Origin of the sequence: Streptomyces sp. LN549, assembly GCF_043203805.1 — a bacterium.
GTDB lineage: Bacteria > Actinomycetota > Actinomycetes > Streptomycetales > Streptomycetaceae > Streptomyces.
On record NZ_JAZHRI010000002.1, the window covers coordinates 1,280,113 to 1,305,223 of the forward strand.

The 25,111-nt window shown below is 72.4% G+C and carries 16 protein-coding genes; 5 read left to right on the forward strand and 11 right to left on the reverse strand.

From position 1 onward, the window contains the following. Positions 1–230: 230 nt before the first annotated feature. On the forward strand, positions 231–992 hold the full coding sequence (locus tag SH922_RS05735) for an MIP/aquaporin family protein (protein WP_393055338.1): 762 nt from the start codon (positions 231–233) through the stop codon (positions 990–992). A gap of 37 nt (positions 993–1,029) precedes the next feature. Continuing rightward, the gene (gene glpK, locus SH922_RS05740) at positions 1,030–2,547 is read left to right on the forward strand and encodes a glycerol kinase GlpK (protein WP_393055341.1); all 1,518 of its coding nucleotides are present in this window, start codon (positions 1,030–1,032) and stop codon (positions 2,545–2,547) included. An 89-nt stretch (positions 2,548–2,636) separates the two neighbouring features. On the opposite strand, the gene SH922_RS05745 is transcribed toward glpK, so the two are convergent. From SH922_RS05745 to SH922_RS05760, 4 genes are read right to left on the reverse strand one after another with little or no spacing between them, the layout of a single operon-like run. Further along, positions 2,637–3,242 carry an ATP/GTP-binding protein gene (locus tag SH922_RS05745; protein ID WP_393055344.1) on the reverse strand — a complete coding sequence of 202 codons (606 nt, stop codon included), beginning with the start codon at positions 3,240–3,242 and terminating at the stop codon, positions 2,637–2,639. After that, complete coding sequence (locus SH922_RS05750) at positions 3,223–3,645, reverse strand: DUF742 domain-containing protein (protein WP_393055347.1); 423 nt, start codon at positions 3,643–3,645, stop codon at positions 3,223–3,225. Before SH922_RS05750 ends, SH922_RS05745 begins: the two co-directional genes overlap by 20 nt. A gap of 9 nt (positions 3,646–3,654) precedes the next feature. Continuing rightward, the gene (locus SH922_RS05755; RefSeq protein ID WP_219568140.1) at positions 3,655–4,098 is read right to left on the reverse strand and encodes a roadblock/LC7 domain-containing protein; all 444 of its coding nucleotides are present in this window, start codon (positions 4,096–4,098) and stop codon (positions 3,655–3,657) included. After that, entirely contained in the window at positions 4,095–6,956 is a 2,862-nt protein-coding gene (locus SH922_RS05760; RefSeq protein WP_393055352.1) for a nitrate- and nitrite sensing domain-containing protein, read from the reverse strand. The genes SH922_RS05755 and SH922_RS05760 overlap by 4 nt, the downstream gene beginning before the upstream one ends. Before the next feature lie 402 nt (positions 6,957–7,358). Here SH922_RS05760 and SH922_RS05765 point away from each other — a divergent pair, with 402 nt between their 5' ends. Next, entirely contained in the window at positions 7,359–7,853 is a 495-nt protein-coding gene (locus tag SH922_RS05765) for a hypothetical protein (RefSeq protein WP_393055356.1), read from the forward strand. A gap of 33 nt (positions 7,854–7,886) precedes the next feature. Here the strand turns inward: SH922_RS05765 and SH922_RS05770 are convergent, their stop codons facing one another. The 6 genes from SH922_RS05770 to SH922_RS05795 all read right to left on the reverse strand — a co-directional run bounded on the left by SH922_RS05770 (position 7,887) and on the right by SH922_RS05795 (position 21,337). Then, positions 7,887–12,698: a hypothetical protein gene (locus tag SH922_RS05770; protein ID WP_393055359.1), complete on the reverse strand. Its 4,812-nt coding sequence runs from the start codon at positions 12,696–12,698 to the stop codon at positions 7,887–7,889. Positions 12,699–12,783: 85 nt separating this feature from the next. Beyond that, complete coding sequence (locus SH922_RS05775) at positions 12,784–13,737, reverse strand: hypothetical protein (protein ID WP_393055362.1); 954 nt, start codon at positions 13,735–13,737, stop codon at positions 12,784–12,786. A 142-nt stretch (positions 13,738–13,879) separates the two neighbouring features. Further along, positions 13,880–15,406 (reverse strand): hypothetical protein, encoded by a 1,527-nt coding sequence (locus SH922_RS05780; RefSeq protein ID WP_393055365.1) that lies wholly within the window; start codon positions 15,404–15,406, stop codon positions 13,880–13,882. A 72-nt stretch (positions 15,407–15,478) separates the two neighbouring features. Then, entirely contained in the window at positions 15,479–19,132 is a 3,654-nt protein-coding gene (locus tag SH922_RS05785; RefSeq protein WP_393055368.1) for a hydantoinase B/oxoprolinase family protein, read from the reverse strand. A gap of 173 nt (positions 19,133–19,305) precedes the next feature. Beyond that, positions 19,306–20,727, reverse strand: a complete 1,422-nt coding sequence (locus SH922_RS05790) for a HEAT repeat domain-containing protein (protein WP_393055371.1) — start codon at positions 20,725–20,727, stop codon at positions 19,306–19,308. Between the two features lie 217 nt (positions 20,728–20,944). Then, on the reverse strand, positions 20,945–21,337 hold the full coding sequence (locus SH922_RS05795) for an ankyrin repeat domain-containing protein (RefSeq protein ID WP_393055374.1): 393 nt from the start codon (positions 21,335–21,337) through the stop codon (positions 20,945–20,947). A 313-nt stretch (positions 21,338–21,650) separates the two neighbouring features. Here SH922_RS05795 and SH922_RS05800 point away from each other — a divergent pair, with 313 nt between their 5' ends. Next, positions 21,651–21,845, forward strand: coding sequence for a hypothetical protein (locus tag SH922_RS05800; RefSeq protein ID WP_018103962.1), 195 nt, complete (start codon positions 21,651–21,653; stop codon positions 21,843–21,845). A gap of 38 nt (positions 21,846–21,883) precedes the next feature. Continuing rightward, positions 21,884–23,476: a hypothetical protein gene (locus SH922_RS05805; RefSeq protein WP_393055377.1), complete on the forward strand. Its 1,593-nt coding sequence runs from the start codon at positions 21,884–21,886 to the stop codon at positions 23,474–23,476. 70 nt (positions 23,477–23,546) lie between these two features. On the opposite strand, the gene SH922_RS05810 is transcribed toward SH922_RS05805, so the two are convergent. After that, entirely contained in the window at positions 23,547–25,046 is a 1,500-nt protein-coding gene (locus SH922_RS05810; protein WP_393055380.1) for a PLP-dependent aminotransferase family protein, read from the reverse strand. Positions 25,047–25,111: the final 65 nt, after the last annotated feature.

A 25,111-nucleotide genomic window follows, 5' to 3' on the forward strand; every position in this document is an offset into this window, starting at 1 on the left:
CACCCCCCAAAGGCACCGACCACCAACAGCTGTTGTTGTCCGCCTTCTTGACGACCCATCAAGCACGGTGAACACTCCGTTCCCAGCCGATGTCGCCCTCCCACTCCACGGCGGCCGGCTGGTCCCACGCTCGTCACGGTCGCCGGGCGGGGCACGGCATCTGCCTGCTCTCGGCCGCCGTAGCCATGGAAGCGCCCGGCGAAACCCGCCGGACAACCACTGGGAGCGCCATGAGCAATGGAGACATCTTTGCCGGGGAAGTTCTCGGAACGGCCATCCTCATCCTCTTCGGCGCGGGCGTCTGCGCCGCCGTCACGCTCCACCACTCGAAGGCCAGGGGCGCGGGCTGGGTCGTCATCGCCTTCGGATGGGGCTTCGGCGTACTGGCCGGGGCGTACACGGCCGCCCCGCTGTCGGGCGGACATCTCAATCCGGCGGTGACCGTCGGCATCGCCGTCGACACCGGCGAGTGGGACAAGGTCCCCCTCTACATCCTGGGTCAGCTGACCGGCGCCGTCATCGGAGCGGTGCTGGCCTGGCTGACGTACTACGCGCAGTTCCGCGCCAACGCCGACGAGGACACGTCCGGGCCCACGCTCGGGATCTTCGCGACCGCTCCGGAAATCCGGAATCCGGTGGCCAACCTCGTCACCGAGACCATCGCGACGGCCGCTCTGGTGCTGCCCATCCTGGCCTTCGGGAAGAACGTGGGCATCGGGATCGGCCCGGTCGCGGGGGCCGGTGCCGGCATCTACGGCTCCGGGATCTCCGTACTCCTGGTGTCCCTCCTCGTGGTGGGCATCGGTCTCTCGCTGGGCGGGCCCACCGGCTATGCCATCAATCCGGCCCGTGACCTCGGTCCCCGGTTGGTGCATTCGCTTCTTCCGATACCTAACAAGGGCACTTCGGACTGGAGTTACGCCTGGATACCGGTCGTGGGGCCGCTCCTGGGCGGGCTGCTGGGCGGTCTCGCGTTCAACGCCGCGTTCTGAGGACCGGGCCGGAAGTACCCGACGGACAAGGGGAGTCATGACGATCAGGTATGTCGCCGCCATCGACCAGGGCACCACCTCCAGCCGCTGCATCATCTTCGACCAGGACGGTGCCGTCGTCGCCGTCGACCAGCGCGAGCACCGGCAGATCTTCCCCCGCCCGGGCTGGGTGGAGCACGACGCCTCGGAGATCTGGACCACCGTGCAGGCCGTCGTCGCCGGCGCCCTGGACCGTGCCGGGCTGCGGGCGGACCAGCTCACCGCGCTCGGCATCACCAACCAGCGCGAGACGACCGTGCTCTGGGACCGGGCCACCGGGGTCCCCGTCCATCACGCCATCGTCTGGCAGGACACCCGTACCGCCGCTCTCTGCCACGAGCTCGGCGGCACAGACGGGCAGGACCGGTTCCGCGCCACCACGGGCCTTCCACTGGCCAGCTACTTCTCCGGCCCCAAGGCGGCCTGGCTGCTGGACCACGTGCCCGGGCTGCGCAGCCGGGCCGAGCGGGGCGAGATCGCGTTCGGCACGATGGACTCCTGGCTGATCTGGAATCTCACGGGCGGCACCGCGGGCGGCGTCCACGTCACGGACGTGACCAACGCGTCGCGCACCATGCTGATGGATCTGGAGACGCTCCAGTGGGACCGCTCCGTCCTGGCCGCGATGAACATCCCGGAGGCGGTGCTTCCGGAGATCAGGTCGTCGTCGGAGGTGTACGGGACGGCCGTGGGCGCGCTCGCCGGGGTGCCGGTGGCCTCCGCCCTCGGCGACCAACAGGCCGCCGTCTTCGGGCAGGCCTGTTACGACCCGGGCACGGCCAAGAACACGTACGGCACCGGCAGTTTCCTGCTGCTGAACACCGGGAACCGCCCCGTGGCCTCCAAGAGCGGGCTGATCACCACCGTCGGCTACCGCATCGGCGACGAACCGCCCGTCTACTGCCTGGAGGGGTCGATCGCGATCACCGGGGCACTCGTGCAGTGGTTCCGGGACCAGCTCGGGATCATCGAGAGCGCCGCGGAGATCGAGACGCTGGCGGCAAGCGTCGAGGACAACGGCGGGGCGTACATCGTGCCCGCGTTCTCCGGGCTGTTCGCGCCCTACTGGCGCTCCGACGCCCGGGGGGTGATCACCGGGCTTACCGGCTACGTGACCAAGGCGCATCTGGCACGCGCCGTCCTGGAGGCGACCAGCTGGCAGACGCGTGAGGTCGTCGACGCGATGTACCAGGACTCCGGGGTGCCGATCACGACGCTCAAGGTGGACGGCGGCATGACGGCCAACCATCTGCTGATGCAGCACCAGGCGGATGTGCTGGGCGTTCCGGTGATCCGGCCGAGGATCTCGGAGACCACATGCCTGGGCGCGGCGTACGCGGCGGGGCTGGCGACCGGTGTGTGGTCGGGTCTCGACGAGCTCAGGACGCACTGGCAGCGCGATGTGGAGTGGCAGCCCCGGATGGAGCCGGAGGTCCGCGAACGTGAGTACGGCAACTGGCGCAAGGCGGTCGAGCGGAGCCTCGGCTGGCAGGAGGAGGGCGATGACGGGCAGTAGGGCGCAAGGGCTCTCTGCCCTGCCCGTCCGATGACTCGCGGCCCGTACCCTCGTCGGCGGGGGTACGGGCCGCGTTCCGCCCGCAGGCCCTACGTGGTGGCGGGCTCGCGGAGCCGGTCCACCCGGGCCACCGCGTGTTCGACGACGGCCACGAGGACGTCCCGTACGGACGAGCGGTCCCGCGCGTCGCACATGAGCACCGGCACCTGCGGATCCAGGTCCAGGGCCGCCTGCACCGTCTCGGTGGGGAACTTGTCCGCGCCCTCGAAGCAGTTGACGGCGACGGCGAACGGGATCCCGCGGCGCTCGAAGTAGTCGACCGCCGCGAAGCAGTCCTCGAGCCGGCGGGTGTCCGCGAGAACGACCGCGCCCAGGGCGCCCTGGGCGAGTTCGTCCCAGAGGAACCAGAAGCGGTCCTGGCCCGGGGTCCCGAAGAGATACAGCACGAGGTCCTCGCGGAGCGTGATCCGCCCGAAGTCCATCGCCACGGTCGTCGTGGTCTTCGCCTCGACACCGTTCAGGTCGTCCACCGGACGTCCTGCCTCGCTCAGTCTCTCCTCCGTACGCAGCGGCCTGATCTCACTGACCGCGCCCACCAGGGTCGTCTTGCCCACTCCGAAACCGCCCGCCACCAGGATTTTCAGGGTAACGGGCTCAACGGGCCGCCTGTTGCGGCTAGAGCGCCCGAAGGCCATTGATCACCTCGCGAAGAATGCTCACGTCCGGCAGCTCGGCCGGCGGAACGGGACGGGTTACGTGCACCAGCTCGTCCTCGACGAGATCACCGACCAGGACCCGGACCACCCCGACGGGGAGGTCCAGACCGGCGGCGAGCTCGGCGATCGACTGGGGCATGTCACTGCAGAGTTCGACGATCTCCACGTGTTCCGGAGAGAGCATCTGGTCCCTGCCGGGGTCGTCGGCCGCGGGTTCGGGCATGACGATCGCGATCAGGTCGAGGCGGTGACGGGACGCGCTGCTGGTACGTCCCCTCGTCATCGCATACGGGCGGACCACCGGCCCCGCGTCGGCGTCGTACCAGCGCGAGGACTGCGGGTCGCCCGGGGTCTCCGGGGTACGGGACGTGTCGGCGCTCATCCCATCCACTCACCCTCCGGACGACAGACCGGTCGTCCGTGGAGCGTTGGCCAGGTGGGCTCCCACGCGCTTGACCATCAGCGTCATCTCGTACGCCACCTGCCCGACGTCCGAGTCGGAGTCGGCGAGGACGGCGAGGCAGCTGCCGTCACCGGCCGCCGTGACGAACAGGAACGCCTCGTCGAGCTCGACGACGGTCTGCCGGACCCGGCCCGCGTCGAAGTGGCGGCCGACGCCCTTGGCGAGGCTGTGGAATCCGGAGGCGACAGCTGCCAGGTGTTCGCCGTCCTCCCGGGTCAGGTCCTTGGACGCGCCGGTGGGGAGACCGTCGCTGGAGAGCACCAGCGCCTTGCGGATGCTGGCGACGCGCTCGACGAGTTCGTCGAGGAGCCAGTTGAGTTCACCTGACCCCTGACGTGCGGAGTTGAGTGCTGCGGCGTTCGGTGCGGTCATGGACCGTCCCCTCCCGGAGTGGTTCCTTGTGCTGTGTCGCGGTGGCCGGTCACGTCCTCGGCGTTCTGCAGACGTCCGCGCTGCCAGCCGCGCTGGAGCGAGGCCATGCGGTTGCGTACCTCGTCGGCGTCCCGCTCGATGTCCTCGGCGCTCTCCACCGGGTCCGGGCCTGCCGCGCCCGTGCCCTCGCGGAGCTGCGGGGCGAGGCTGGCCTGACGGATCCGGCGGGGCAGTCCGCCCACGGTGTCGGGAGCGGCCGACGGGGCCGGGACGGCGGATGTGGACGACCGGGGCGCCGGCACCGACGGAGTGGCCGGCGGGGCTTCGGTGTGCCCGGTGGGCGGCCGGAAGCCGGTGGGCTGCCGGGGTTCGACGGGGCGGCGCCGGTCCTCGTGCGGAACGGGGCCGGTCGCCGTGGGGCGGGCCGAGGTGCGCGCGGGCTCCGGATCGGCGGTCGTGGGGTGGGCGCGGCCGCTCCCGTCGACGCGGCGGCCCCGGTCGGTGACCAGGGTCGGCGGTTTGCGACGGGGCAGCGGGCGCGTGCCGTCCGGCTCCGCCGTGCGGTCGGCCGCCTGCTGATGCTGTTCGCGGTCGTCGTCGCGCCGGAGCTCGCGGGCGCGGAAGATGCCGCCTCGCTCGCTCTCGGTGTCGTCGAGGTCGGAGACTCCGTCGAGCACGGGGTCCAGGCCTCGGTCGGCGACGGCTTCGAGGAGCGGGTCACGGCCGAATTCCCGGGGAGAGACCGGTCCTTCGAGCTCGACCGGGCCGTCCAGCGAGGCTGGGTCCAGCAGCCCGCTGGGGACCGGGGAGAGGCTGCCCGGCCGGTCCTGCGGACGAGCGGCGGCGAGGCGGCGGTCCGCCGTGCCGTCCCCGCTGCCCGCCTTCGGGTCGCTGCCCGGCCTGCTGCTGGCGATCGCCTTCTCGGACCTGCGGTCGAGACGGAATCCCGTGCCGTGCGAGTCCGGGGCGTCCGTGAGCAGCGCCGCCGGAATGAAGACGACTGCGGTGGTACCTCCGTAGGGGGAGGTCTGAAGCGACACACGGACGTTCTGGCGCTGGGCCAGCCGGCTGACGACGAAGAGGCCCAGCCGGTCGGTGTCGGACAGTTCGAACTCGGGGGTTTCGGCAAGCCGGAGATTGGCGTCCAGGAGTACTTCGGGGGGCATCCCGAGGCCGCGGTCGTGGATTTCGAGGGTGAAGCCGTTGGCGACCTGCTCGCCGTGCACCTGGACCGCGGTGTGCGGGGGCGAGAACACCGTGGCGTTCTCCAAGAGTTCGGCGATGAGATGGGTGAGGTCGGCGACGGCGGGGCCGCCCACGCCGATCCGCGGGAGCCTGCGGACCTCGATCCGTTCGTAGTCCTCCACCTCGGCGACCGCGGCGCGCACCACGTCCATGAGCTGGATGGGCTTGCGCCACTGGCGGGAGGGTGCGGCTCCGGAGAGGATCACCAGGCCCTCGGCGTGGCGCCGCATCCGGGTGGTGAGGTGGTCGAGGCGGAACAGGTCGGCGAGTTCGTCGGTGTTCTCGGTGCGGCGCTCCATCGTGTCCAGGAGCGTCAACTGGCGGTGCAGCAGCACCTGGTTGCGGCGGGCGAGGTTGACGAAGACCTCGGAGACGCCGCGTCGCATGTCCGCCTGCTTGACGGCCGCCTCGACCGCGGCCCGCTGGAGTGTGTTCAGGGCCTGACCGACCTGGCCGATCTCGTCCCGTTCGTACTGGAGGTGCGGGGACTCGGTCTCGACGTCGACCTGTTCGCCCGCGGCGAGGCGGCGCATCACGCTCGGCAGCCGCACTCCGGAGACCTCGTGGGCGTCCTTGCGCAGCCGGGAGAGGTCACGGACGAGCTCACGGCCGATACGTACGGAAACGAAGACGGAGACGAGCAGAGCCAGGAATCCGAGCACCCCGGCGACGCCCGCCTTGATCAGGACGCCGTAGCCGGCGGGCCTGCCCCGGTCCTGGAAGCGGTTGTTCATCTCGGTCGAGTCGTTGGCCAGCCGGTCCAGGACCGGCGGCGCCACCTCCTGCCAGCGGGTGGTGTCCACGGCAAGGGAGTTGCGGGTGGGCCCCTGGGCGAGGAGTTTCTCCTCGGCGGCGCGCAGCGGTTCGCTGTCGGGGCCCGTCCAGTACTGCTCCACGCGGCGGCGCTCGGACGCGGGGAGCACTTGGAGGTTGATCTCGTACAGCAGTCCCCGGTTGGCCACGAGGTCGGAGATCTGCCGGAGTTCGGGGTCGGTGAACCGTCCTGCCAGGAGTCCTGAGGCGACCAGTGCGTCTTCCCTGGAGAGCATCTCGCGGGCGCGCGAGACGCCTGTCAGTGCCCGGACCTGCTTGTCCATGGACACGTTCTCCATCGTGTGGAGGCCGGTCAGAAAGCGGTAGCAGGGGTCGATGAGGCGGTTGTAGTAGTCCATCGCCTTGGCCCGGTCGATGGTTCGCCGGTCGACTGAGTCGCGGAGGGCGTCGAGTTCCTCGACCGCTCCGAGGATCGAGCCGAGCTGGGTCTCGGCGTCGGGGCGCAGTGCGTCGCGGATGTCCTTCTGCTGCGCACTCGACGTCACGCGCTTCACGACCCGGTCGGTGACCGCGCGCTGCGTGCGCAGGATCGGCAGGGCGTCGGAGGCCCGCGGGTCGGCCAGGAAGACGAGGGTCTGGCGGCGCTCGTTCTGGACGGCCCGAACGGTGTCCTCCAGAGGGTGGCCGACCTTCTCGACGACGGTGCTCGCGCTCAGCAGCTGGCCTGCCTCACGCCCGGTCAGATAGGTGGCGAAGCCCCAGAGTGCGGTGAGGGAGACGAGCGGCACCAGAAGCAACGCCACGATCTTCCTGCGGATGGACTTTCCGCGAAAGCGCATGGCCTCCCCCAGCTCGGCCCCGCGGGGCGGGGATGGTGTTCCGTCAACAAACGGCGCGAGCCTACTACCGACTCACAGACAACTCGAAGGCGTGTCCGGACGATTTTCGGCCGCCTTACCGGGAGTTGACCATGAGTTGTCCCGGTATTCCGGGAGATGAAATTCGCGAATGCGACAGAAGACTCCGATCAGAGCGGCATATTCCTCCTTCTGTCGGTTGGCTGGATCTCTTCGTTCCGCACCGGACCGAGGGAATCTTCACCTTCCGGCACTCGTCTGTCTGTACGGGGGCAGGAGAGCTGCAAGGGTGCACTGGGCAGCACGGGACATCCCGTGCGCGTAGAAAGGGTGCATGCGGGGCAGCAGACCTGAAGTCGGACAGTGGTGGGGAGTTGAAAGTCCTTGGACACGCAGGAGCGTCAAGGTGCGGTGAGAGTGCCACCGGCCCGGGCGGCGAAGGAGACAGACACCGCAGCCGCGGAGACCCGGGGCCGGCCGGAGGATCCGCGGCAGCCACTCTGGGTCGAGGAGCCGGCTACGCGTCGGCGGATGCCGGATCCGGTGCGCACGGCAGCCGTGCGGGCCGTCATCATCACGTCGCTGACACTCATCCAGGCCATGGTCGCCTTCCTGGCCGAGCTGACCGGTTCCTGGCTGGCCTTTCCGATGGTGCTGGGCGGTGTGGCCGGCACGGTGGTCGCGACCTGGTCGGTCCTGGACGTGTGGGTCACCCGGCAGGTGTGGAATCAGCGCAACGGTGTGGTGTCGGAGCCCAGCAGTTCGGCCCGTCAGCTGCGCCGCGAGCGGCGCGCGGCGAGGCGGGCGGCGCGGACCGCCGAGCGGGACGCGGCGCGGATACGGCGGCGGGACGCGGGAAGCCGTCTCTCCCGCGCCTGACCCGCGCCCCGCCCACTTCCCTTTCTGTTCCTTCTACGGGGCCGTGCCGGGCTCCGGAGCCATGCGGTGTGTGTCCTCGGTCCGGGCCGCGGGGACATCCGGTGTCTGAGCGGACCGCTTGAACATCCGGGTGGCGGTGATCTCTCCGTGCACGGTCTCGCCGCCCGGGTCCTGCTGAGGCAGTCCGGGGCGCAGGTGCTCCTCGACGCTGATGTACTTCAGCCCGGCCCTCAGGTCCGCGTCATTGCGCAGCCTGATCACCAACGGGAATTCGGCGAGCGCCGTCGTGTCGAAAAGCCCCGTGGTGTACAGCAGCTGGACGCCCAGCGCATCCGCGACCGCCCGCTGGAGCTCCAGCAGATACGTGGCGTTGGCGCGGCCGATGGGGTTGTCGAGGAACAGCGTCCCCGCATGCCGGTGCTGATGCCGGTCACGGCCGCGGTCGTTGCTGCGCAGGGCCGCCATCGTGCAGTACAGGGCGATGGCCGCGGTGAGCAGCTGACCGCCGGAGAAGACGTCGCCCATCTGCCCGACCGGCACCCGCTCGGCTCGCAGCACGGCGTCCGGCTTGAGGATCTCCACGGCGATACCACGGGGCTCCAGCGCCGCCTGTACGCCGCGCAGCAGCAGCGACATCCCGTCGCGGCGCAGGTCGGAGTTCTTCTTCAGGGCCGCCTTGGTCGCCTCGTCGATGACTTCGCCGAGCCGTTCGGTGAGGGTGGCCTGGTCGGGTTCCTCGAAGCGGATCCGGAGGAATTCCTGGCCGGACCACTCCCCCAGGCCCTCGGGGAGCCGGGAGAGCCGCTGGGCGGAGCGGAGCGTGGTGAGCGCGGAGTCCACCAGGCCGCGCAGCCGGTCGACGATGGAGTCGCGGTTGCGCTCCAGCTGGGCCAGTTCGTCGGTGAGGACCCGCAGCCGGGGTGCGAAGGCCGTCGCCCACTTCTGTGCGTGCTCGGGCAGCGCCGCGGCCGGGAGTTCGCGGATCTGCTGGCGGGCCGGGGTGCGGACCTGTTCGTAGCGGGTGGAGTTGGCGTGCCGCACGAGGACGTCGCTCGCCTCCCGTACGGCCGCTTCCGCGGTGGACAGGTCGGCGGCGCAGCCGCGCAGTGAACGGCGGGCCTCCGCTGCGGACTGCCGGGCCTCCTCCAGGCTGCCGGGATACGGCTCGGGGCTCTCCGGGTCGTCCTCGGCGCCGTGGTCCCGCAGGAGGTCGCGCAGCAGGGCCGCTGTCTCGTCGAAGCCGCCTGCCGAGTCCTCGGCGGTGCGGTGGGCGTGGAGCAGCTCGGCGTGGGCGGCGCGGGCGGTGTCCAGTGCGGCTGTCGCGGCGGCGAGTTCGCCCGTCGCGGTACGCAGCAGCGCCTGGGCCTGTTCGGCGTCGGCGGGAACCTGGTCGTCGGGGAGTTCGGTGTGCAGGCTCTCGCCGTCGGCCGGGGCCAGTCGCTCGGCCTCGCCGCGCAACCGCCCCAGTTGCTCGCTTGCGGCCGATGCGCGCGTCTCCAGGAGCTGGACCAGGGACTCGGCGCGGGCGGCGGCGGCCTGCCGGGAGGGCCCGTCGGCGCCGTCCGTGCTTTCCAGGAGCTGGGCGGCCCGGGTGCGGACCTTGTTGGTGAGCCGGTCGAGCTCGGCCAGTGCGGCGCTCTCGTCGCTCTCCGCGCGCGCCTGTTCGGCGCGCAGGTCGGCTCCGACGCCGACCTTCTCGTAAAGCTGGGAGGCCGCCCGGTATGCCTCGCGCAGGGCGGGCAGGGTGTGCCGCGGGGCGCCCGCCTCCGGCTCCGGGAGGTGCTCAGGGGCGCCGGCGATCTCGGCCCGTTCGGCGCGCAGTGCGCGGGCGGTGCGGCGGGCGTCGTCGGCCGCGCGCTGGGCGGCCCTGCGGTCCTCGTCGGCGGCGCGGGCCCGCTCCAGGCAGACGGTGGCCCGGGCCTCGGACTCGGCCGCCTCGTCGACCAGTTCGCGCAGCTTGACCTGCCAGCCCGCCCTTTCGCGGAGCCGGAAGGCGAGTCCGGCGAGCGCGTCGGCGGCACGGCGGGCGCGCTGGGCGGCCTCCTGGCGTTCGTCGCGGACGCGGGCGGTGTCCCCCGCCGCCTCGTCGGCCTCGGCCCGCACGGTACGGGCCTCGGCGAGAACGGCCTCCGCCGTCTCGGCGGCCGTACGGGCGGTGCGGGCGGCTTCCGCGAGTTCGGTGAGCATGCCTGGCGGGCAGTCCGCTCGCCAGGAACCGATACGGGCGGCGAGCGAGCGGTCCCCGGTGAGGCGGGCCGCCAGCGTACGGATGTCCTCGTCGCGGGCCGCGGTCCGGCTCCTGAGCGCCTGCCGTTCCTCGTCGGCTGCGTGCTCGTCGTGCATCGCCGGGTTCGGCGGGACGAGGAACACCCCGTCGGTGCTCGCGGCGGATCCGGCGGCGGGGTCCGGCACGGGGGCGAGCAGCGCGGCAGCGGTGCCCACGGCCACGGCGGAGCGCGGCAGGAGGGCAGCGGCACCGAGGACTTCACGGGCGCGGGAGTGCGCGTCCGGGTCCGTGATGACGACGCCGTCGACGAGTTCGGGTCGGGCCGCGAGCACGGCCGCGTGGTCCGCGGGATCGACGGCCTGGGCGAGGTAGCGCCACCCCGGCAGCGCCGGGATGCCGTGCTCGCCGAGGTACTCGACGGTGGCGAGGACGTCGGGCCCGGGCGGCAGCAGTCCGCCGTCGCCGAGCGCGCCCAGGATGCGGGAGTCGTCCGCCGCCGCGGTGCGCAGTTCGAAGAGCCGCCGTTCGGCGGAGGCGACGCCCTGGTCGAGGAGATCCCGCAACTCCTCCGCGCTGCGGTCGAACTCGTCTGCGGTGAGGGGCTGTTCGGCGGACCTGGGCTGTGCGGCCGTGGCGGTGTGGGCACCGTGAGCGGCCTGTCCGGTGCCGTCCGGGGCGGCGGGGCCGGGCTCCGCGCCCACGCCCTCGTCGTACTGCTGCTGGTCCTCGGCACCGCCCTGCGTGGCCCGCCGGGGCCGGGGAACACCTCCGGCGGTGGGCAGACCCAGGAGGTCGGCGAGGCGGTGGTCGGCGGCGATGGACTCGGCGGCCCTGAGCTCGGCCTCGTACGCCTGCTCCGCGGCGCGTGCGCCGTCGGCGGCCCGCGCCGCGGCGAGTTCGGCCCGGCTCTCGGCCGCTGCGGCCTGCCTGGACCGGTCCGCCGCGGCCCCGGCGGCCTCGCGGGCGGTGTCCCAGGCGGCTACTGCGGACTGCTCGGCATCGTTCGCGGCGAGCGCGGCGCGGGCCGGGTCCGCGCCCGGCGCGGTGTCGTCGAGCCAGCCCGCGCGGACGGCTTCGGCGGTCTCCTGCTCCACCTCGGCCAGGCGCTGGCGCAGGTGGCCGGCCTCGCTGCGGGCGCGCTGGGCCTCGGTGGCAGCGGTGGTGGCGTCGCGGTGAGCGGCCTCACCCGCGGTCTGGAGGGTGCCGGAGCGCTCCTCCTCCTCGTTGGCCACGCTCTCGCCCGCTTCGGCGGCGGTGTGCAGGGCCCGTACGAGATCGCCGGCCGCGGTGGCGCGTGCGGCCAGGGCCGGGGCGGCGTCGCGCTCGGCCTCACGGATGGCGACGGCTACGCGGGCGGAGCGGTCGGCGGCGGCCCGGTGGCGGAGCACTGCCTCGGCGGCCTGCCAGGCGGAGTGCAGGGTGCGGGCGTCGCCGAGTTCGCGGCGCTGGGCCGCGGCGCTCTTCTCGGCCACGGTCAGGGCCAGGGAGGCGTGCCGGTAGGCGAGCTCGGCGGCGATCAGGGCGCTGCGGCTTCGGGCGTCCTCGGCAGCCGTGACGGTGTGGGCGGCGCCCGTGACCTGCTGGGCGAGCTCCGCGGTCCGGCCGCGCTCCAGACCGGCGCGGACGGAGAGCCTGCGGGCCAGGGTGCGGGTGCGTCGCTCGGCACCGGCGTGGACGTCCCGGGTCCTGGCGCGGGCTTCGGCGGCCTCCACGATGCGGCCGAGCAGGTCGACGGAGCCTGCGGTGAAGTCGCGTTCGGCGGTGAGCTCGGCGCGGCGGCCCAGCTTGTTCCCGAAACCGCTGACGAGGTCGGCGAGGCCGTCGGTGTCGCGGGTGTCGGTGACGGCACGCAGCAACAGATCGGTGAAGTCGGAGTCCTTCTTCACCGCGAAGAGTCCGGCCGCCTCGCCCTCGTCGGCGTTCATCTCGCGCTGGTAGCGGAAGAGTTCGGGGTCCAGACCCAGGTCGCCGAGGTGCTCGTTCCAGCGGTCGTGGATCTCTTCCCAGTGCACGTCGAGGTGCTGGTAGAACTTGCCCGCCTCGGTCAGGGCGTCGCGGAAGCCCTTCATGGTGCGGCGCCGGCCGCGGGCGCCGGAGACGCCTTCGGCGGGGCGGCCGACCGAAGTGGCCTCGGCGACGGGCAGCGAGTCGAGGCTGAGCCCGGGTCCGGGGCGGAAGGAGTACCAGGCCTCGGCGAACTTCCTGGGGTCGTTGGAGACCTGGCGCCCACGCCACTCGCTGACCTTGCCGACGACCACGCACTCGCCGGTCAGCGTGTGCTGCCACTCCAGCGCGACGTGTCCGCAGTCCTCCGCGAGCAGGAATTTGCGCAGCACGCCGGAGCTGGCGCCGCCGAGGGTGTTGCGGTGACCGGGCAGCATCACCGAGAAGATCAGCTTCAGCAGGACGGACTTGCCGCCGCCGTTCTCCAGGAAGAGCACCCCGGCGGGCGCGGGCCGACGCGGCGGGCCGACCGGCTCGTCCTCGAAGAACTCCGCCTGGGCCGGTGCGGGGTGGGGCACTGGCTCGCCGACGCCGCGCAGGTCGAGCACGGTGTCGGCGTAGCGGGCGCCGGCAGGCCCGATGGAGTAGAGGCGGACCCGGGACAGCTCGTACATGGCGGCGGACTCTCGTCGTTCAGGCAGCGGGAAGGAGACGTCGATGGCGGGGCCGGTCAGCGGCCGGCCCGGCTGTGGGGGCCGGTCAGCTGTGGAACGGCAGACCGGCGTCGGCCGCCAGCTCCAGGTCGTCGGGGTCAGGTGGCGGCAGCAGGGTCGCCGATCCGTCGGTGACCGGCACCACGCCCAGTTCCAGGAGCTCGGCCATGGCGGCACCGCCTGCCATGTCCCGGACCTGGAGCTGGTAGCGGGCGGTGGTGCGGAAGGCGCCTCCGGCGTCGTCCCCGGTGCGCTGGAGGAAGCCGGAGTCGGTGAGGAAGGCCACGGCCTTGCCGACGATGCCGGTGGTGGACCCGGCCAGCCGCCGGGCGTCCTTCGTCGCTCCGGTGGCGCTGCGCCGGGCGTAGATCCGCCAGCCGGCCTCCAGGCCGGGGGCGTCACTGGCCGGGTCGGAGTTGTCGCCGTGTTCCTCCGCGCGCTCCTCCAGGCGGTGGCACGCCTGGCGGACGAAGGCGTCGACGCCGTTGACCGTGATCCGGCCGATGTACGCGTCGTCGGCGAGGTCCTCGGGGCGGGGGAAGGCCATCGCGGCGACGGCCAGGTGCGCGAGCCCGTGGAGGAAGCGGTCGGCGGAGTCCGAGGAGGCCCGCCGGGCGTAGTCGCCCATGCGCACGGCGAAGACCGAGTCCTCGCCCGCCGTGACGGCCATGCCGGCCCGGGTGGACACCTCCAGTACGACGAGGCCGAGTCCGGTGGCCACGGCGTCGGCGAGCCGGGCGAAGGCCGGCTCCTCCCGGTAGCGGCGGAGCAGCTCGGCGTACTCGGCGTCGCGTGCGGGCAGCAGTTTGGGCTGGAGCCCGAAGGCGACGAGCCGGGAGGCGTCCGCCGCATCGGCGGGGGTGACCGCGGCGGGGGCCGCCGACGGCCCGGAGACGGGCCGGTCCGCGGGGTAGCCGGCCATGGGCGTCGCCCGGTCGGCCGGGTGTGCGGCGGTCGGCTCGTTCCACGCGTCGGCGTGCTCTGCGCGGTGGTCGCTCACGACGGTCGCTCCTTGTTGCGGAAAGTCTTCGGTACGGGGTGGCCGGCCCGGGTGCCTGTGGCTGCGCCGTGCGGGGCGGCGCCCCTTCTCACGGGGGTGGCGCCGGCTCTCACGGAGACGGCCGACGCGTGCCGGGGCGTTCTCATGTCGCCTCCGAGCGGTCGGCTGCCATGCCGGCGGCGTCCAGCAGGGCCATGCCCACGATCAGGTCGGCGCCGCCGAACTCGGGGTCCTCGAGCGGGGTGCCGTCGTCCACGGAGAACAGCAGCCGCCGCTCGCCCTGGCGGTATGCGGTGCCGACCGGCGGGCTGGCGGCGTGCACCGCGAGCAGGGCGACCAGGTAGGGCAGGTCCGCGTCGCGCCGCCGGGCCTCGGCCAGGAGTCCGGACAGGCGGCGCGGTGCGTCGTGTTCCAGGTCGAGCAGCTGCATCGCGGACGCCAGCTGCTCCTCGCTGAACCGGCTGTCGTCCGGGGTGGCGATCAGATCCGGCTCGGGCATCTCGGCGCCCAGGTGTTCCCGTTCGAGCGGCGGGGTGAGCAGCATGTCGACCAGGTCACCCACCCGGACCGACGTGGGGGTGCGCAGCCCGGTGCCGCGGGCGAAGAACGCGTCGGTGGCCCGGATGGCCTGCTCGACGGGGAGCGGCAGCAGCGGGGCCAGGAGCTGTCCGTACAGGTCGAGTCCCGTGCGGGCGGCGGGCGCGGCGAAGGCCTGGCGGTCCTGTTCGGCACGGAACAGCGGCCCGGCCTCCAGGAGGCGGGACTGGAGCTGGGTGTGGCGGCGGATGCAGTCCTTGACGATGTCGACGAGCTCGGCGGCGCGCCTCTTGTGCTCGGGCTCCTCGGCCTCGTCCCGGGCCTTGCGGATGTTGGTGAGGATCGCGTTCTCGTGGCGGTACCGGTCGGCGACGTGGTCGAGTGCCTCGGCGATCATGTCGGGCACGGCGTTGAGCCAGTCGACCGCGCGGACGTTGCGCCGGGTCGCGTCGAGAGTCTTGCGGAGCGTCTGCGCGTACTGCACGGTCCGGTAGCGGGCCTGCTCGGCTGCGAGCTGGGCGTCGGCGAGGCGGCCCCGGCTGATCAGGACCTCCAGCTTCACCTCGGCGGCGATCTGGGCGCTGGTGACGTCCGTGTCGAGCGCGCCGACCAGGACGTTGACCGCTTCGTCGGTGGCCCGCAGGTAGACGGTGCCGCCGTATCCCGGGACTTCCTCGATCAGTTTGAAGTCGTAGTCCCGGCGGACGTACACGCCGTCGGACCCGAAGGTGCCGTAGACCGCCCGGAAACCGCGGTCCACACTGCCGACGTTGATCAGGTTCTCCAGCACCCAGCGGGCGACCCGTTCGTGCTCGGCGACGGGGCGGCTCGGGGCCTGTGCGGCGACGCGCGGAAGCAGTCTGGCCACTATCTGGTCGTGGTCGGCTCCGGTGTCGAAGTCCATGTTGAGGGTGACGTGGTCGATGGCCGCGAGGGCGACCTCGGCCATCGCGTACACGGTGTACTCACCGGCGAGGTTCGCCTTGCGCACGTCGAGGTCGTGCAGCGGCGCCGTGCAGGCGAGGGCGCGCAGCCGCCGCGAGAGCCCCTCGTCGGCGGCCGGGCCCGGTGCGGGCCGCGGCCCCGCGCTGAGCTGGGGCGCAGCGTTTTCCGTGTAGGCAGGCGAAGTCACGCTGCACAGATTAGGTCCTCGGACTGACAACGGTCGAAACGGCGCAGATGCGGCCGGTTGCCCCGGAGTCGGTCATGCCCCGCCGTGGGGGTCTCCAGGGGCCCGGTTGCCGGTCGTGTCCGGGGCTCCGTAGCCCCCGCCGCCCGGGGTGCGGATGACAAGTACGTCCCCGGCGTCCAGATCGGCGGTGTCGCAGCCCTTCAGCGGGGTACCGCCGCCGTCGGCGCGTTCGATGTGCTGGCTGCCCAGGGCACCCGTCCCGCCGCCCGCCATGCCGTACGGCGGGACGCGGCGGTGTCCGGTGAGCAGCGCGACCGTGACGGGTTCGAGGAAGCGGATCCGGCGTTCCACCCCGCAGCCGCCGCGCCAGTGGCCGGCCCCGCCGCTTCCCTCGCGCACCCGGAAGCTCTCCAGCAGCACCGGGTAGCGCCATTCGAGGATCTCGGGATCGGTGAGCCGCGAATTGGTCATGTGGGTCTGTACGGCGTCGGTGCCGTCGAAGCCGTCCCCCGCACCCGAACCGCTCGCCAACGTCTCGTAGTACTGCACCCGGTCGTTGCCGAAGGTGAGGTTGTTCATGGTGCCCGAGCCCTCGGCCTGGACTCCCAGGGCGAGGTACAGCGCTCCCGTGACGGCCTGCGAGGTCTCGACGTTGCCTGCGACCGTGGCCGCGGGGTGGACGGGTGCCAGCATCGAGCCCTCCGGAACCCTGATCTCCAGCGGGGTGAGGCAGCCGCTGTTGAGCGGGATGTCGTCGGCCACCAGGGTCCGGAACACGTACAGCACGGCGGCCATGACCACCGACTTCGGCGCGTTGAAGTTGCCCGGCTGCTGCGGTGAGGTGCCGGTGAAGTCGACGACCGCGCTGCGGGCTTCCCGGTCCACTGTCAGAGTCACCTCGATCACGGCACCGTTGTCCGTCTCGTACCTGCAGTGGCCGTCGTGCAGTCCGGCGACGATGCGGCGCACGGACTCCTCGGCGTTGTCCTGCACGTGCCCCATGTAGGCGTCGACGACGTCGGGGCCGAACTGATCGACCATGCGGCGCAGTTCGGCGATGCCCTTCTCGTTGGCGGCGATCTGGGCGCGCAGGTCGGCGAGGTTGGTGTCCGGGTCCCGGGAGGGGTATGCGGCGGTGGTGAGCAGCTCGCGGGTCTCGGTCTCGCGGAAGGTGCCGTCCCGTACCAGGAGCCAGTTGTCGAAGAGCACACCCTCCTCGTCGACGGTACGGCTGAAGGCCGGCATCGAGCCGGGAGTGATGCCGCCGATCTCGGCGTGGTGGCCCCGCGAGGCCACCAGGAACCTCAGTGCGGGACCGCCGTCCGTCTCGTCGAACACCGGCGTCACGACGGTCACGTCGGGCAGATGCGTACCGCCGTGGTACGGATCGTTGATGGCGTACACGTCGCCGGGTCGCATCGTCCCGTCGTTGCGGCGCAGCACTTCCTTGATGGACTCCCCCATGGAGCCGAGGTGTACCGGGATGTGCGGCGCGTTGGCGATCAGGTTGCCGTCCGCGTCGAAGAGGGCGCAGGAGAAGTCGAGCCGCTCCTTGATGTTGACGGAGTGGGCTGTGTTCTCCAGGCGCACGCCCATCTGCTCGGCGATGGACATGAAGAGGTTGTTGAAGACCTCCAGCATGACCGGGTCGACCCGGGTGCCGACGGCCTGTCTCGCGGGGCGCGGAAGGGCGCGGGTCAGGATCAGATGACCGGCGGCGCCGAGGACGGCCTGCCAGCCCGGGTCCACGACGGTGGTGGCGTCGGCCTCGGCGATGACGGCCGGACCGGTCACGGTGTCCGTGGGCCGCAGGTCCGCTCTGCGGTGGAGGGCGGCGTCCTGCCTGCGGCCCCCGGCGAACATCCGTGCCGTTTCGCGGGACTGCGGTGCGGTGGCCTCGCCCCGCTCCGGTCCGGACGGTCGCGGTGCGGCTTGCTCCCCCGCCGTCCCGGTCGCCTCGGCGGAGACCGCCTCGACGACGAGCGGCCGGTCCATCGTGAAGCCGTAGCGTGCGCGGTGTTCGCCCGTGAACGCCTCGGTCATGGCGGTCACCGTGTCCAGGTCGACGATGAGGCTCGCGTCGGTTCCCTCGTACCGCAGGAGTACGCGCGAGCGGGTGCTGATCGCGCTGTCCGGGACGCCGTCGGAGCGCAGTTCACCCCGGGTACGGGCGGCCAGCGCGTCGCAGAGCTCATCCAGGCGGGCCCGGGCGGAGGCGTCGAGCGGCGCCTCGACGGACTGTTCGCGCATGGCGGTGGCGTCGGCCAGCCCGATGCCGTAGGCGGACAGTACACCGGCCAGCGGGGGTACGAGGACCGTGTCGATGCCGAGGGCGTCGGCGACGGCGCAGACGTGCTGTCCGCCGGCGCCGCCGAAGCCGGTGAGGGCGTACCGGGTGATGTCGTGCCCGCGCTGCACGGAGATCTTCTTGACCGCGTTCGCCATGCCGAGCACGGCGATCTCCAGGAATCCGGCGGCTGTTTCGGCCGCTGTGCGCCTCGTCCCGGTGGCCCGGGCGACCTCGTCGGCGAGTGTCTCGAAGAGTTCGCACACGATGTCCGCGTCGAGGGGCAGGTCGCCGTCCGGCCCGAAGACGGCGGGGAAGTGGGCCGGCTGGATCCGCCCGAGCATCACCTGGGCGTCGGTGACGGTCAGAGGTCCGCCCCTGCGGTAGCAGGCCGGGCCCGGCACAGCTCCGGCCGAGTCGGGGCCGACCCGGTAGCGCCGGCCGTCGAAGTGCAGGACCGAACCGCCGCCCGCCGCGACGGTGTGGATGTTCATCATGGGGGCGCGCATCCGAACGCCCGCCACCTCGGTGCCGAGCTCGCGTTCGAACTCGCCCGCGTAGTGCGAGACGTCGGTGGATGTGCCGCCCATGTCGAAACCGATCACCCGGTCGTATCCGGCCTGCGCGGAGGTGCGGGCCATGCCGACGACGCCGCCGGCCGGCCCGGAGAGCACCGCGTCCTTGCCCCGGAAACGGGCGGCCTCGCGCAGGCCGCCGTTGGACTGCATGAACATCAGCCGGATGCCGTCGAGCTCGGCGGCGATCGTGTCGACGTACCGGCGCAGGATCGGCGAGAGATAGGCGTCGACGACCGTGGTGTCGCCGCGCGGCACCAGCTTGATCAGTGGGCTGACCTCGTGGGAGCAGCTGATCTGGGTGAACCCCGCGGCACGGGCCTCGGCGGCGACCGCCTTCTCGTGGTCCGGGTGGCGGTAGCCGTGCATGAGGACGACGGCAGCGCTGCTCAGGCCGTCGCCTCGCGCCGCACGCAGCCGCTCCGCCACCGTGGCCCGGTCCAGGGGCCTGACGGTCCGCCCCTGGGCGTCGACCCGCTCGGGGACCTCGATCACCCGCTCGTACACGGCCTCTGGTAGCAGGATGCGGCGGTCGAAGAGCCGGGGCCGGTTCTGGTACGCGATGCGCAGGGCGTCCCGGAAGCCTTCCGTGATGACCAGGACGGTGGGTTCGCCGCGCCGCTCCAGCAGGGCGTTGGTGGCGACGGTGGTGCCCATCTTGACGGCGGCGACCCGGTCGGCGGGGACCGGTTCGTCCGGTGTGAGCCCCAGCAGCAGCCGGATGCCGGCCACGGCGGCGTCCCGGTGGCGCTCCGGGTCGTACGAGAGGAGCTTGCGGGTGACCAGCCGCCCGTCGGGGTCCCGGCCCACCACATCGGTGAACGTGCCGCCTCGGTCGATCCAGAACTCCCAGCGTCCGGTCATCCCTCCATAGTGGCGCGCGGCCCTTCGTACGGGGCGCAGGGCGCGGTGGGGATCCGGCTGGGAGTGGCGGGAGGCCCTGGGTGACGGGGCGGAATGGCGCGGCGCGCCCCCGACGCGCTGCGTTCCTGCGGTTCCTCGGCTGTGCGGTTCCCGGGGCGGGGTGTCCGGCCCCGTCAGACCGCCGGTGCGTCCGGTCCGATCCTGCTGCGTACGGCCGACTGCACCTCGGCCTCCTCGGCCGGATCGGCTGCCAGCCGGCGCAGGCGCTCGGCCACTCTGATGTCACCGGTCTCCGCGTGGCGTGCGGCGACCTCGCGGGTCGTCTCCTCGCAGTCCCACAGGCATTCGACGGCGAAGCCGGTGGCGAAGGAGGGGTCGGTGGCGGCAAGGGCCCGGGCGGCCCTGCCCCGCAGATGGGAGGAGGACGTCTCCCGGTAGACGTGGCGCAGCACGGGAGCGGCACAGGCGATGCCGAGCCGGCCGGCGCCGTCGACCAGGGACCACAGCCGAGGCGCGTCCGGCCCCTCGCCCCGTACGGCGTCACGCAGGGCTCCGAGAACCAGCGGGGCGTCCTGCGGGCCGCCGCGACCGGCCAGCACACCGGCCGCCGAGGCACCGAGCGCGTCGGGCCGCCGTGCCCAGCGGCGCGCACGTTCCACGGCGGGTTCGCCGCACATCCGCTCGAAGGCGGCGACGGCCGCTTCGGCGACGGTGCGCGGGGCGCTGACCGTCGCGGCCTCGATCAGGTCGAGCACGGCCGGGTCGCGGACCTCGGCGGCGAGGTAGTGCAGCGCGGCGCAGCGGGCGCCTTCCGGACCACTGCGGGCGGCCTCGACGATCACGGGCCGGTCCTCGGGCCCCGCCACCGCGGAGAGGCAGCGGGCGGCCGGCACATGGAGGGAGCTGCCGCGGTCGAGCCCTTCCTGGGCCCAGTCGAACACCGCCTGGACGCTCCATCCGGGGCGGGGGCCACCGGGCCGCATCTGCCGCTGCCAGCGGTCGAACGAGCCCTGTTCGGAGGCGGCTCGGACCCGGGCGCCGACCGAGGCGTGCGGATCGTCGGCCCACAGCCGCCAGGGGCGCGGCTCGTAGGCGTCACGCACGGTGGCGGCCAGCTCGGCGCGGCCCTCGGCGTTGTCCGGGAACCGGGCGAGCACGGGCACGGCGAGGGACCGGAGACCGGCGTCGTCGTCACGCAGCGCCAGCTCGTCCAGGGCCCAGGCCCAGTTGGAACCGGTCGCGGCGTAGCGCCGCAACAGGGCCAGGGCGTCGTCGCGGCCGTACGAGGCGAGGTGTCCGAGGACCGCCAGGGCCAGACCGGTCCGTGAGTCGTCCGTGTCGAGGTGGTCGTCGGCATCGCACAGGTGCCGCTCGATCTCCTCGATCCCGCCGTCGAGGTCGAGGTACAGGCGTGCGTAGTAGAGGGAGCGGTTCTCGACCTGCCAGTCGTGACGCGGGTCGCTCAGGACGCAGTGGTTGAGAGCCGCCAGGGCCTCGGGGCGTGGTGCGGCGAGTGCGTGGAGCGTGCCGTCGCCGCGGCCCCTCTGCAGCAGACCGAGCAGGGTGCCGCTCGGCGCTATGAACGGATCAAACATGGGAAAAGCCTCACATCAAGCTGTCGACGCAACCGGGACTGTGCAGTTCCACGTGCCGGGTGGGCACTAGGCCGCGCAGCAACATGATCGGCCGACCGCCGTCTTCTGCCTGGTGTAGAGCATCTTCCTGCCTCTCGTCGGTGGCCCGAATCGGGCCCGCGACGTCATGATGACCCAGCCATTTCGCCACCGCGACCACATTTACGGCGAAGCCCGCTCAGCGGGCGCCGAAGAGTTCCAGCAGGTCGGCCTTGCCGAACATGCGCGCCGTGTCCAGCGCGGAGGGCGTTCCGGCCGCCGGATCGGCCCCCGCGTCGAGCAGGGCCTTGATCACCGCGTCCTCGCCCTTGAAGACGGCTCCGGCGAGCGGCGTCTGCCCGCGGTCGTTGGCGCGGTCCGGGTCGGCGCCGCGGCCTGTCAGGACCGTGACGGCGGGAGCGTGCCCGTGGTAGGCCGCGAGCATCAGCAGCGAGTCGCCCCGGTCGTTGGTGAGGTTCACCGGGACACCGGCGTCGACGTAGGCCGCGAGGGCGTCGGCGTCGCCGTGGCGTGCCAGGTCGAAGACCTTGGTCGCCAGCTCGACCACCTCGGGATCAGGGGTTTCGCTCATCGGGGGACCGCCTTCCTTTAACCGTTCGTGCTGCTGCCCGCCCGCCGGGGCGTGCGCCGCGTGGGCCGTACGAGTGAATCGACAGGGTACTGCCCGGGGCCGCACATGCCCCGGCCCACCCATGGCAAAGGATCACGTCGAGTGACGACGGGAGTCGGCCCGGCCCCGGATTTTCGTTCCGTCGACGCTTCCCTGTCCGCCAGTCCAGTGAAAAAACCGACTTTTCACCCAATTACAGCTTTTATCATATAGATACTTCCGGTGAGCTTGGAAGGACTCATGGTGACTGTCCCCCCAACCAGGAGAACCACTCATGATCCTTTCCATGTCAGGCGTCGTCATCCTCGGCATCATCGTCTTCCTGTTCTTCAGGAAGGACGGCCTCAAGGCATCGCACGCCCTCGTCACCGCCCTGTTCGGCTTCTACCTGGCCGGCACCGCCATCGCACCGAGCATCACAGCGGGCGGAGCGAGCCTCGCCGGCCTCTTGGGCGGGATCAAGTTCTGACCCTCCGCTACCGCTCCCACCCCCTTCAGGAGACCGACGTGGCCCGGCGACCACTCCCCCGCATTCTGAGCAGCGGCAGCGCTTCGATCACTCGCAGTCGAGAGTTCGCGCGCACGGCCGCCGACAGCGCCACCGACGTGCTCCATCCGCTGATCATGATCACTCGTGGTCTGCGGCTGCTGGCCGGTGCAGGACGGCAGAAGTGGGCCGCGACACCCAAGGACCGGCGTGGTCCCACGCTGTTCCTCGTCGCGGCCTGCGTGCTTGTGGTCGCGCTCATCCCGTACGGGCCGCTGCTGGCCCTCGTCACGGTGATGGGCGCCGCCGCATGGAAGGGACGGGAACGCACACCCGTCAAAACCGGCCCCGACGAGGCGGAGACCGGGCGCCTGCAGGCTCTGTACGAGGCGCTCGTGCCGTACTTCTCGACGGCCGACGACCCCAGTCCGCTGTTCACCCACGGAGGCGACTGGGACAAGGTCTTCAGCGGATACGAGTTCGACGGCGACGGCCGTGTCAGCAGTCTCCGTGTGACGTATCCCGCCTACTTCACCGACAGCGAGGCCACTTCCCGCGCCCGGATCGAACAACTGCTGCACGCCAAGTCGGGCCGTGGCCGGGAGTACCTGTTCAGCTGGGACGAGGAGGGCAACCAGCTCGTCATGAACGTGCTCGACGCCCTGCCCACCTCCCTCACCGCCCAGCGCTTCGTCACCGCCCCCGGCGAGACCGTCCTCGGCTTCACCGACGACGACGCGGTGCAGCGCACGGTGCCGGTGAGCGACGGCGACGGGACCCGGGACGCACCCGGAGTCGTCTGGCGGACCGGCGCGCGCTCCACCGAGCCGCACCTGCTGATCGCCGGGCAGCCCGGCAGCGGCACCACCACGCTCCTGCGTTCCATCGCCCTGCAGGCGCTCCAGCACGGCGACATCCTGATCGTCGAAGGCAGCGGCACCGGCGAGTACGCGTGCTTCACCGGGCGCGAGGGAGTCCTGGCCGTCGAGTGCGGACTGGCCGGGGCACTGTCCACCCTGGAATGGGCGGCCAACGAGACGGAGCGGCGTCTGATCGATGCCAACCGGGCCCGGCAGGCCGGCCACGCCGCCCCCGAGGACACCCGACGCCCCCTCTGGATCCTGCTGGACCGGCCGAGCGTGCTCGGCCACCTCGCCGCCGCGGGCGACGGACCCGATCCGCAGGAACTGCTCCAGGTGCCCTTGCGTCATGGCAGGGCCGCCAACGTCACCGTGGTGATGACCGAGCAGTTCGACAGCCTGGACGCCCTCAGCGACACCGTCCGGTCCCACACCAGGGCCCGGGTCGTGCTCGGCCACTGCTCGCCCGGCCAGATCGAGTCCGTCCTCGGCCTGGAGCCGCACACCACCCCCACTCCGGACGTCCCGCCCGGCCGTGGGTACGCACGGCTCGGCACCGGCCAGGTGCTGCGCATCCAGGTGCCGGCCACGCCCGACCCGTACGACGACGCGACGAGCGAGGCGCAGCGCCAGGCGGTGCTCGACCTGCTCCCCGAGCGGCGCACCGCGGTCGAGGCGAGCGTCCCCGACCCGGTGATGGCGGACACCGTGACCGCTTCCGTCGCCGTCGAGGGCCTGACCCTCAGCGACTGACCCGGGCATGCGGCGAGGGGGCCCGGGGACCGATCGGTCCCCGGGCCCCCTCGCCGCATGCCGCCGGCGCTCAGGCCACGAACGTACGGGGCGCCTCGGCCCCCGCGCCCGCCCCCGAACCGACCAGCCGGGCGGCGGCCGCGAGCCGCAGGGCCGCCTCGTCCGCCACCGGGCCGCCGACCGTGAACGGCAGCCGTACGTAGCCCTCGAAGGCCCCGTCGACCCCGAACCTGGGTCCGGACGGCACCCGCACCCCGACCCGCTCCCCGGCCACCGCGAGCCGTGACCCGGAGAGCCCGCCGGTGCGCACCCAGAGCGTCAGCCCGCCGCGCGGCACGGTGAACTCCCAGTCCGGCAGCTCCCGGCGCACCGCCGTGACGAGCGCGTCCCGGTTGTCCCGCGCCTGCTCCCGGCGGATCTGGACGGCCTGCTCCCAGCCGCCGGTGCGCATCAGCCAGTTGACGGCCAGCTGTTCGAGGACCGGGGTCCCCATGTCCGCGTAGGCACGGGCGGCCACCAGGCTCCGGATCACGTCCGGCGAGGCGCGGACCCAGCCGATGCGCATTCCGGCCCAGAACGCCTTGCTGGCCGATCCGACGGTGAGCACGGTGCTGCCGGCCGGGTCGAAGGCGCAGACGCGGCGGGGCATGTGCACGTCGTCGTCCAGATGCAACTCGTGCATCGTCTCGTCGACCACCAGGACCGTGCCGGCCGACCGGGCGGCGTCCACCAGTGCACGGCGGCGGTCCTCGTCCGCCAGGGCGCCGGTGGGGTTGTGGAAGTCCGCGACCACGTACGCGAGCCGGGGCGCCGCGTCCCTCAGCACCTGGCGCCACCGGTTCATGTCCCAGCCGCCGAGCCCCTCCTCCATGGCCACCGGCACGAGGCGGGCGCCCGCCTCCCGCATCAGCTGGAGGATGTTGGCGTAGCTCGGGGACTCCACCGCGATCCGCTCACCGCGGCCGGCGAAGAGGTGGCAGATCGCGTCGATGGCGCCCATCGCGCCGGTGGTGACCATGATCTGCTCGGGCATCGTCGGGATGCCGCTCCCGGTGTACCGGTCGGCGATCATCTGCCGCAGCGCGGGGAGGCCGGCCGGATAGTCGCCGTGGGTGTGGGCGTACGGGGTCAGCTCCTCCAGAGCTCCCTGGACGGCCCTGGTCAGCCAGGGCTCGGGGGCGGGCAGAGACGCACAGCCCAGGTCGATCATCGAGCCGAGCGCCTCGGGCGGCAGCGGTTCCAGTCCGCGGGCGGGCAGCGGGTTGCCCGCGGGGACGGCCGTCCAGCTGCCGGCCCCGCGCCGCGACTCCAGGAAGCCTTCGGCCCGCAGTGCCTCGTAGGCCGCGGCGACCGTCGTACGGCTGACGGAGAGGGCGAGTGCCAGTTCACGCTCGGCGGGCAGTCGGGCGGCCACCGGGACGCGGCCTTCCAGCACGAGCAGCCGGACACCGTCGGCGAGCGCGCGATACGCGGGCGGGCGGCGGCTGCCGGGGCCCGCGGGCCGGGGCTGCTGGGCGTGGAGCTGCCGCGCGAGCTGTGCCGCGCCGACGGCCGAAGTCCACTGCGCCATGAGAATCAGTCCACCTTCCTCGGATTGGCCATAGTTGGCAGCCAATCCCCTGCCACAGAGTGACA

Coding starts and splice junctions, on each gene's coding strand:
- SH922_RS05735 (WP_393055338.1), top strand. CDS start 231: ATGAGCAATGGAGACATCTTTGCCGGGGAAGTTCTCGGAACGGCCATC.
- glpK (WP_393055341.1), top strand. CDS start 1,030: ATGACGATCAGGTATGTCGCCGCCATCGACCAGGGCACCACCTCCAGC.
- SH922_RS05745 (WP_393055344.1), bottom strand. CDS start 3,242: ATGGCCTTCGGGCGCTCTAGCCGCAACAGGCGGCCCGTTGAGCCCGTT.
- SH922_RS05750 (WP_393055347.1), bottom strand. CDS start 3,645: ATGAGCGCCGACACGTCCCGTACCCCGGAGACCCCGGGCGACCCGCAG.
- SH922_RS05755 (WP_219568140.1), bottom strand. CDS start 4,098: ATGACCGCACCGAACGCCGCAGCACTCAACTCCGCACGTCAGGGGTCA.
- SH922_RS05760 (WP_393055352.1), bottom strand. CDS start 6,956: ATGCGCTTTCGCGGAAAGTCCATCCGCAGGAAGATCGTGGCGTTGCTT.
- SH922_RS05770 (WP_393055359.1), bottom strand. CDS start 12,698: ATGTACGAGCTGTCCCGGGTCCGCCTCTACTCCATCGGGCCTGCCGGC.
- SH922_RS05785 (WP_393055368.1), bottom strand. CDS start 19,132: ATGACCGGACGCTGGGAGTTCTGGATCGACCGAGGCGGCACGTTCACC.
- SH922_RS05790 (WP_393055371.1), bottom strand. CDS start 20,727: ATGTTTGATCCGTTCATAGCGCCGAGCGGCACCCTGCTCGGTCTGCTG.
- SH922_RS05795 (WP_393055374.1), bottom strand. CDS start 21,337: ATGAGCGAAACCCCTGATCCCGAGGTGGTCGAGCTGGCGACCAAGGTC.
- SH922_RS05800 (WP_018103962.1), top strand. CDS start 21,651: ATGATCCTTTCCATGTCAGGCGTCGTCATCCTCGGCATCATCGTCTTC.
- SH922_RS05810 (WP_393055380.1), bottom strand. CDS start 25,046: ATGGCGCAGTGGACTTCGGCCGTCGGCGCGGCACAGCTCGCGCGGCAG.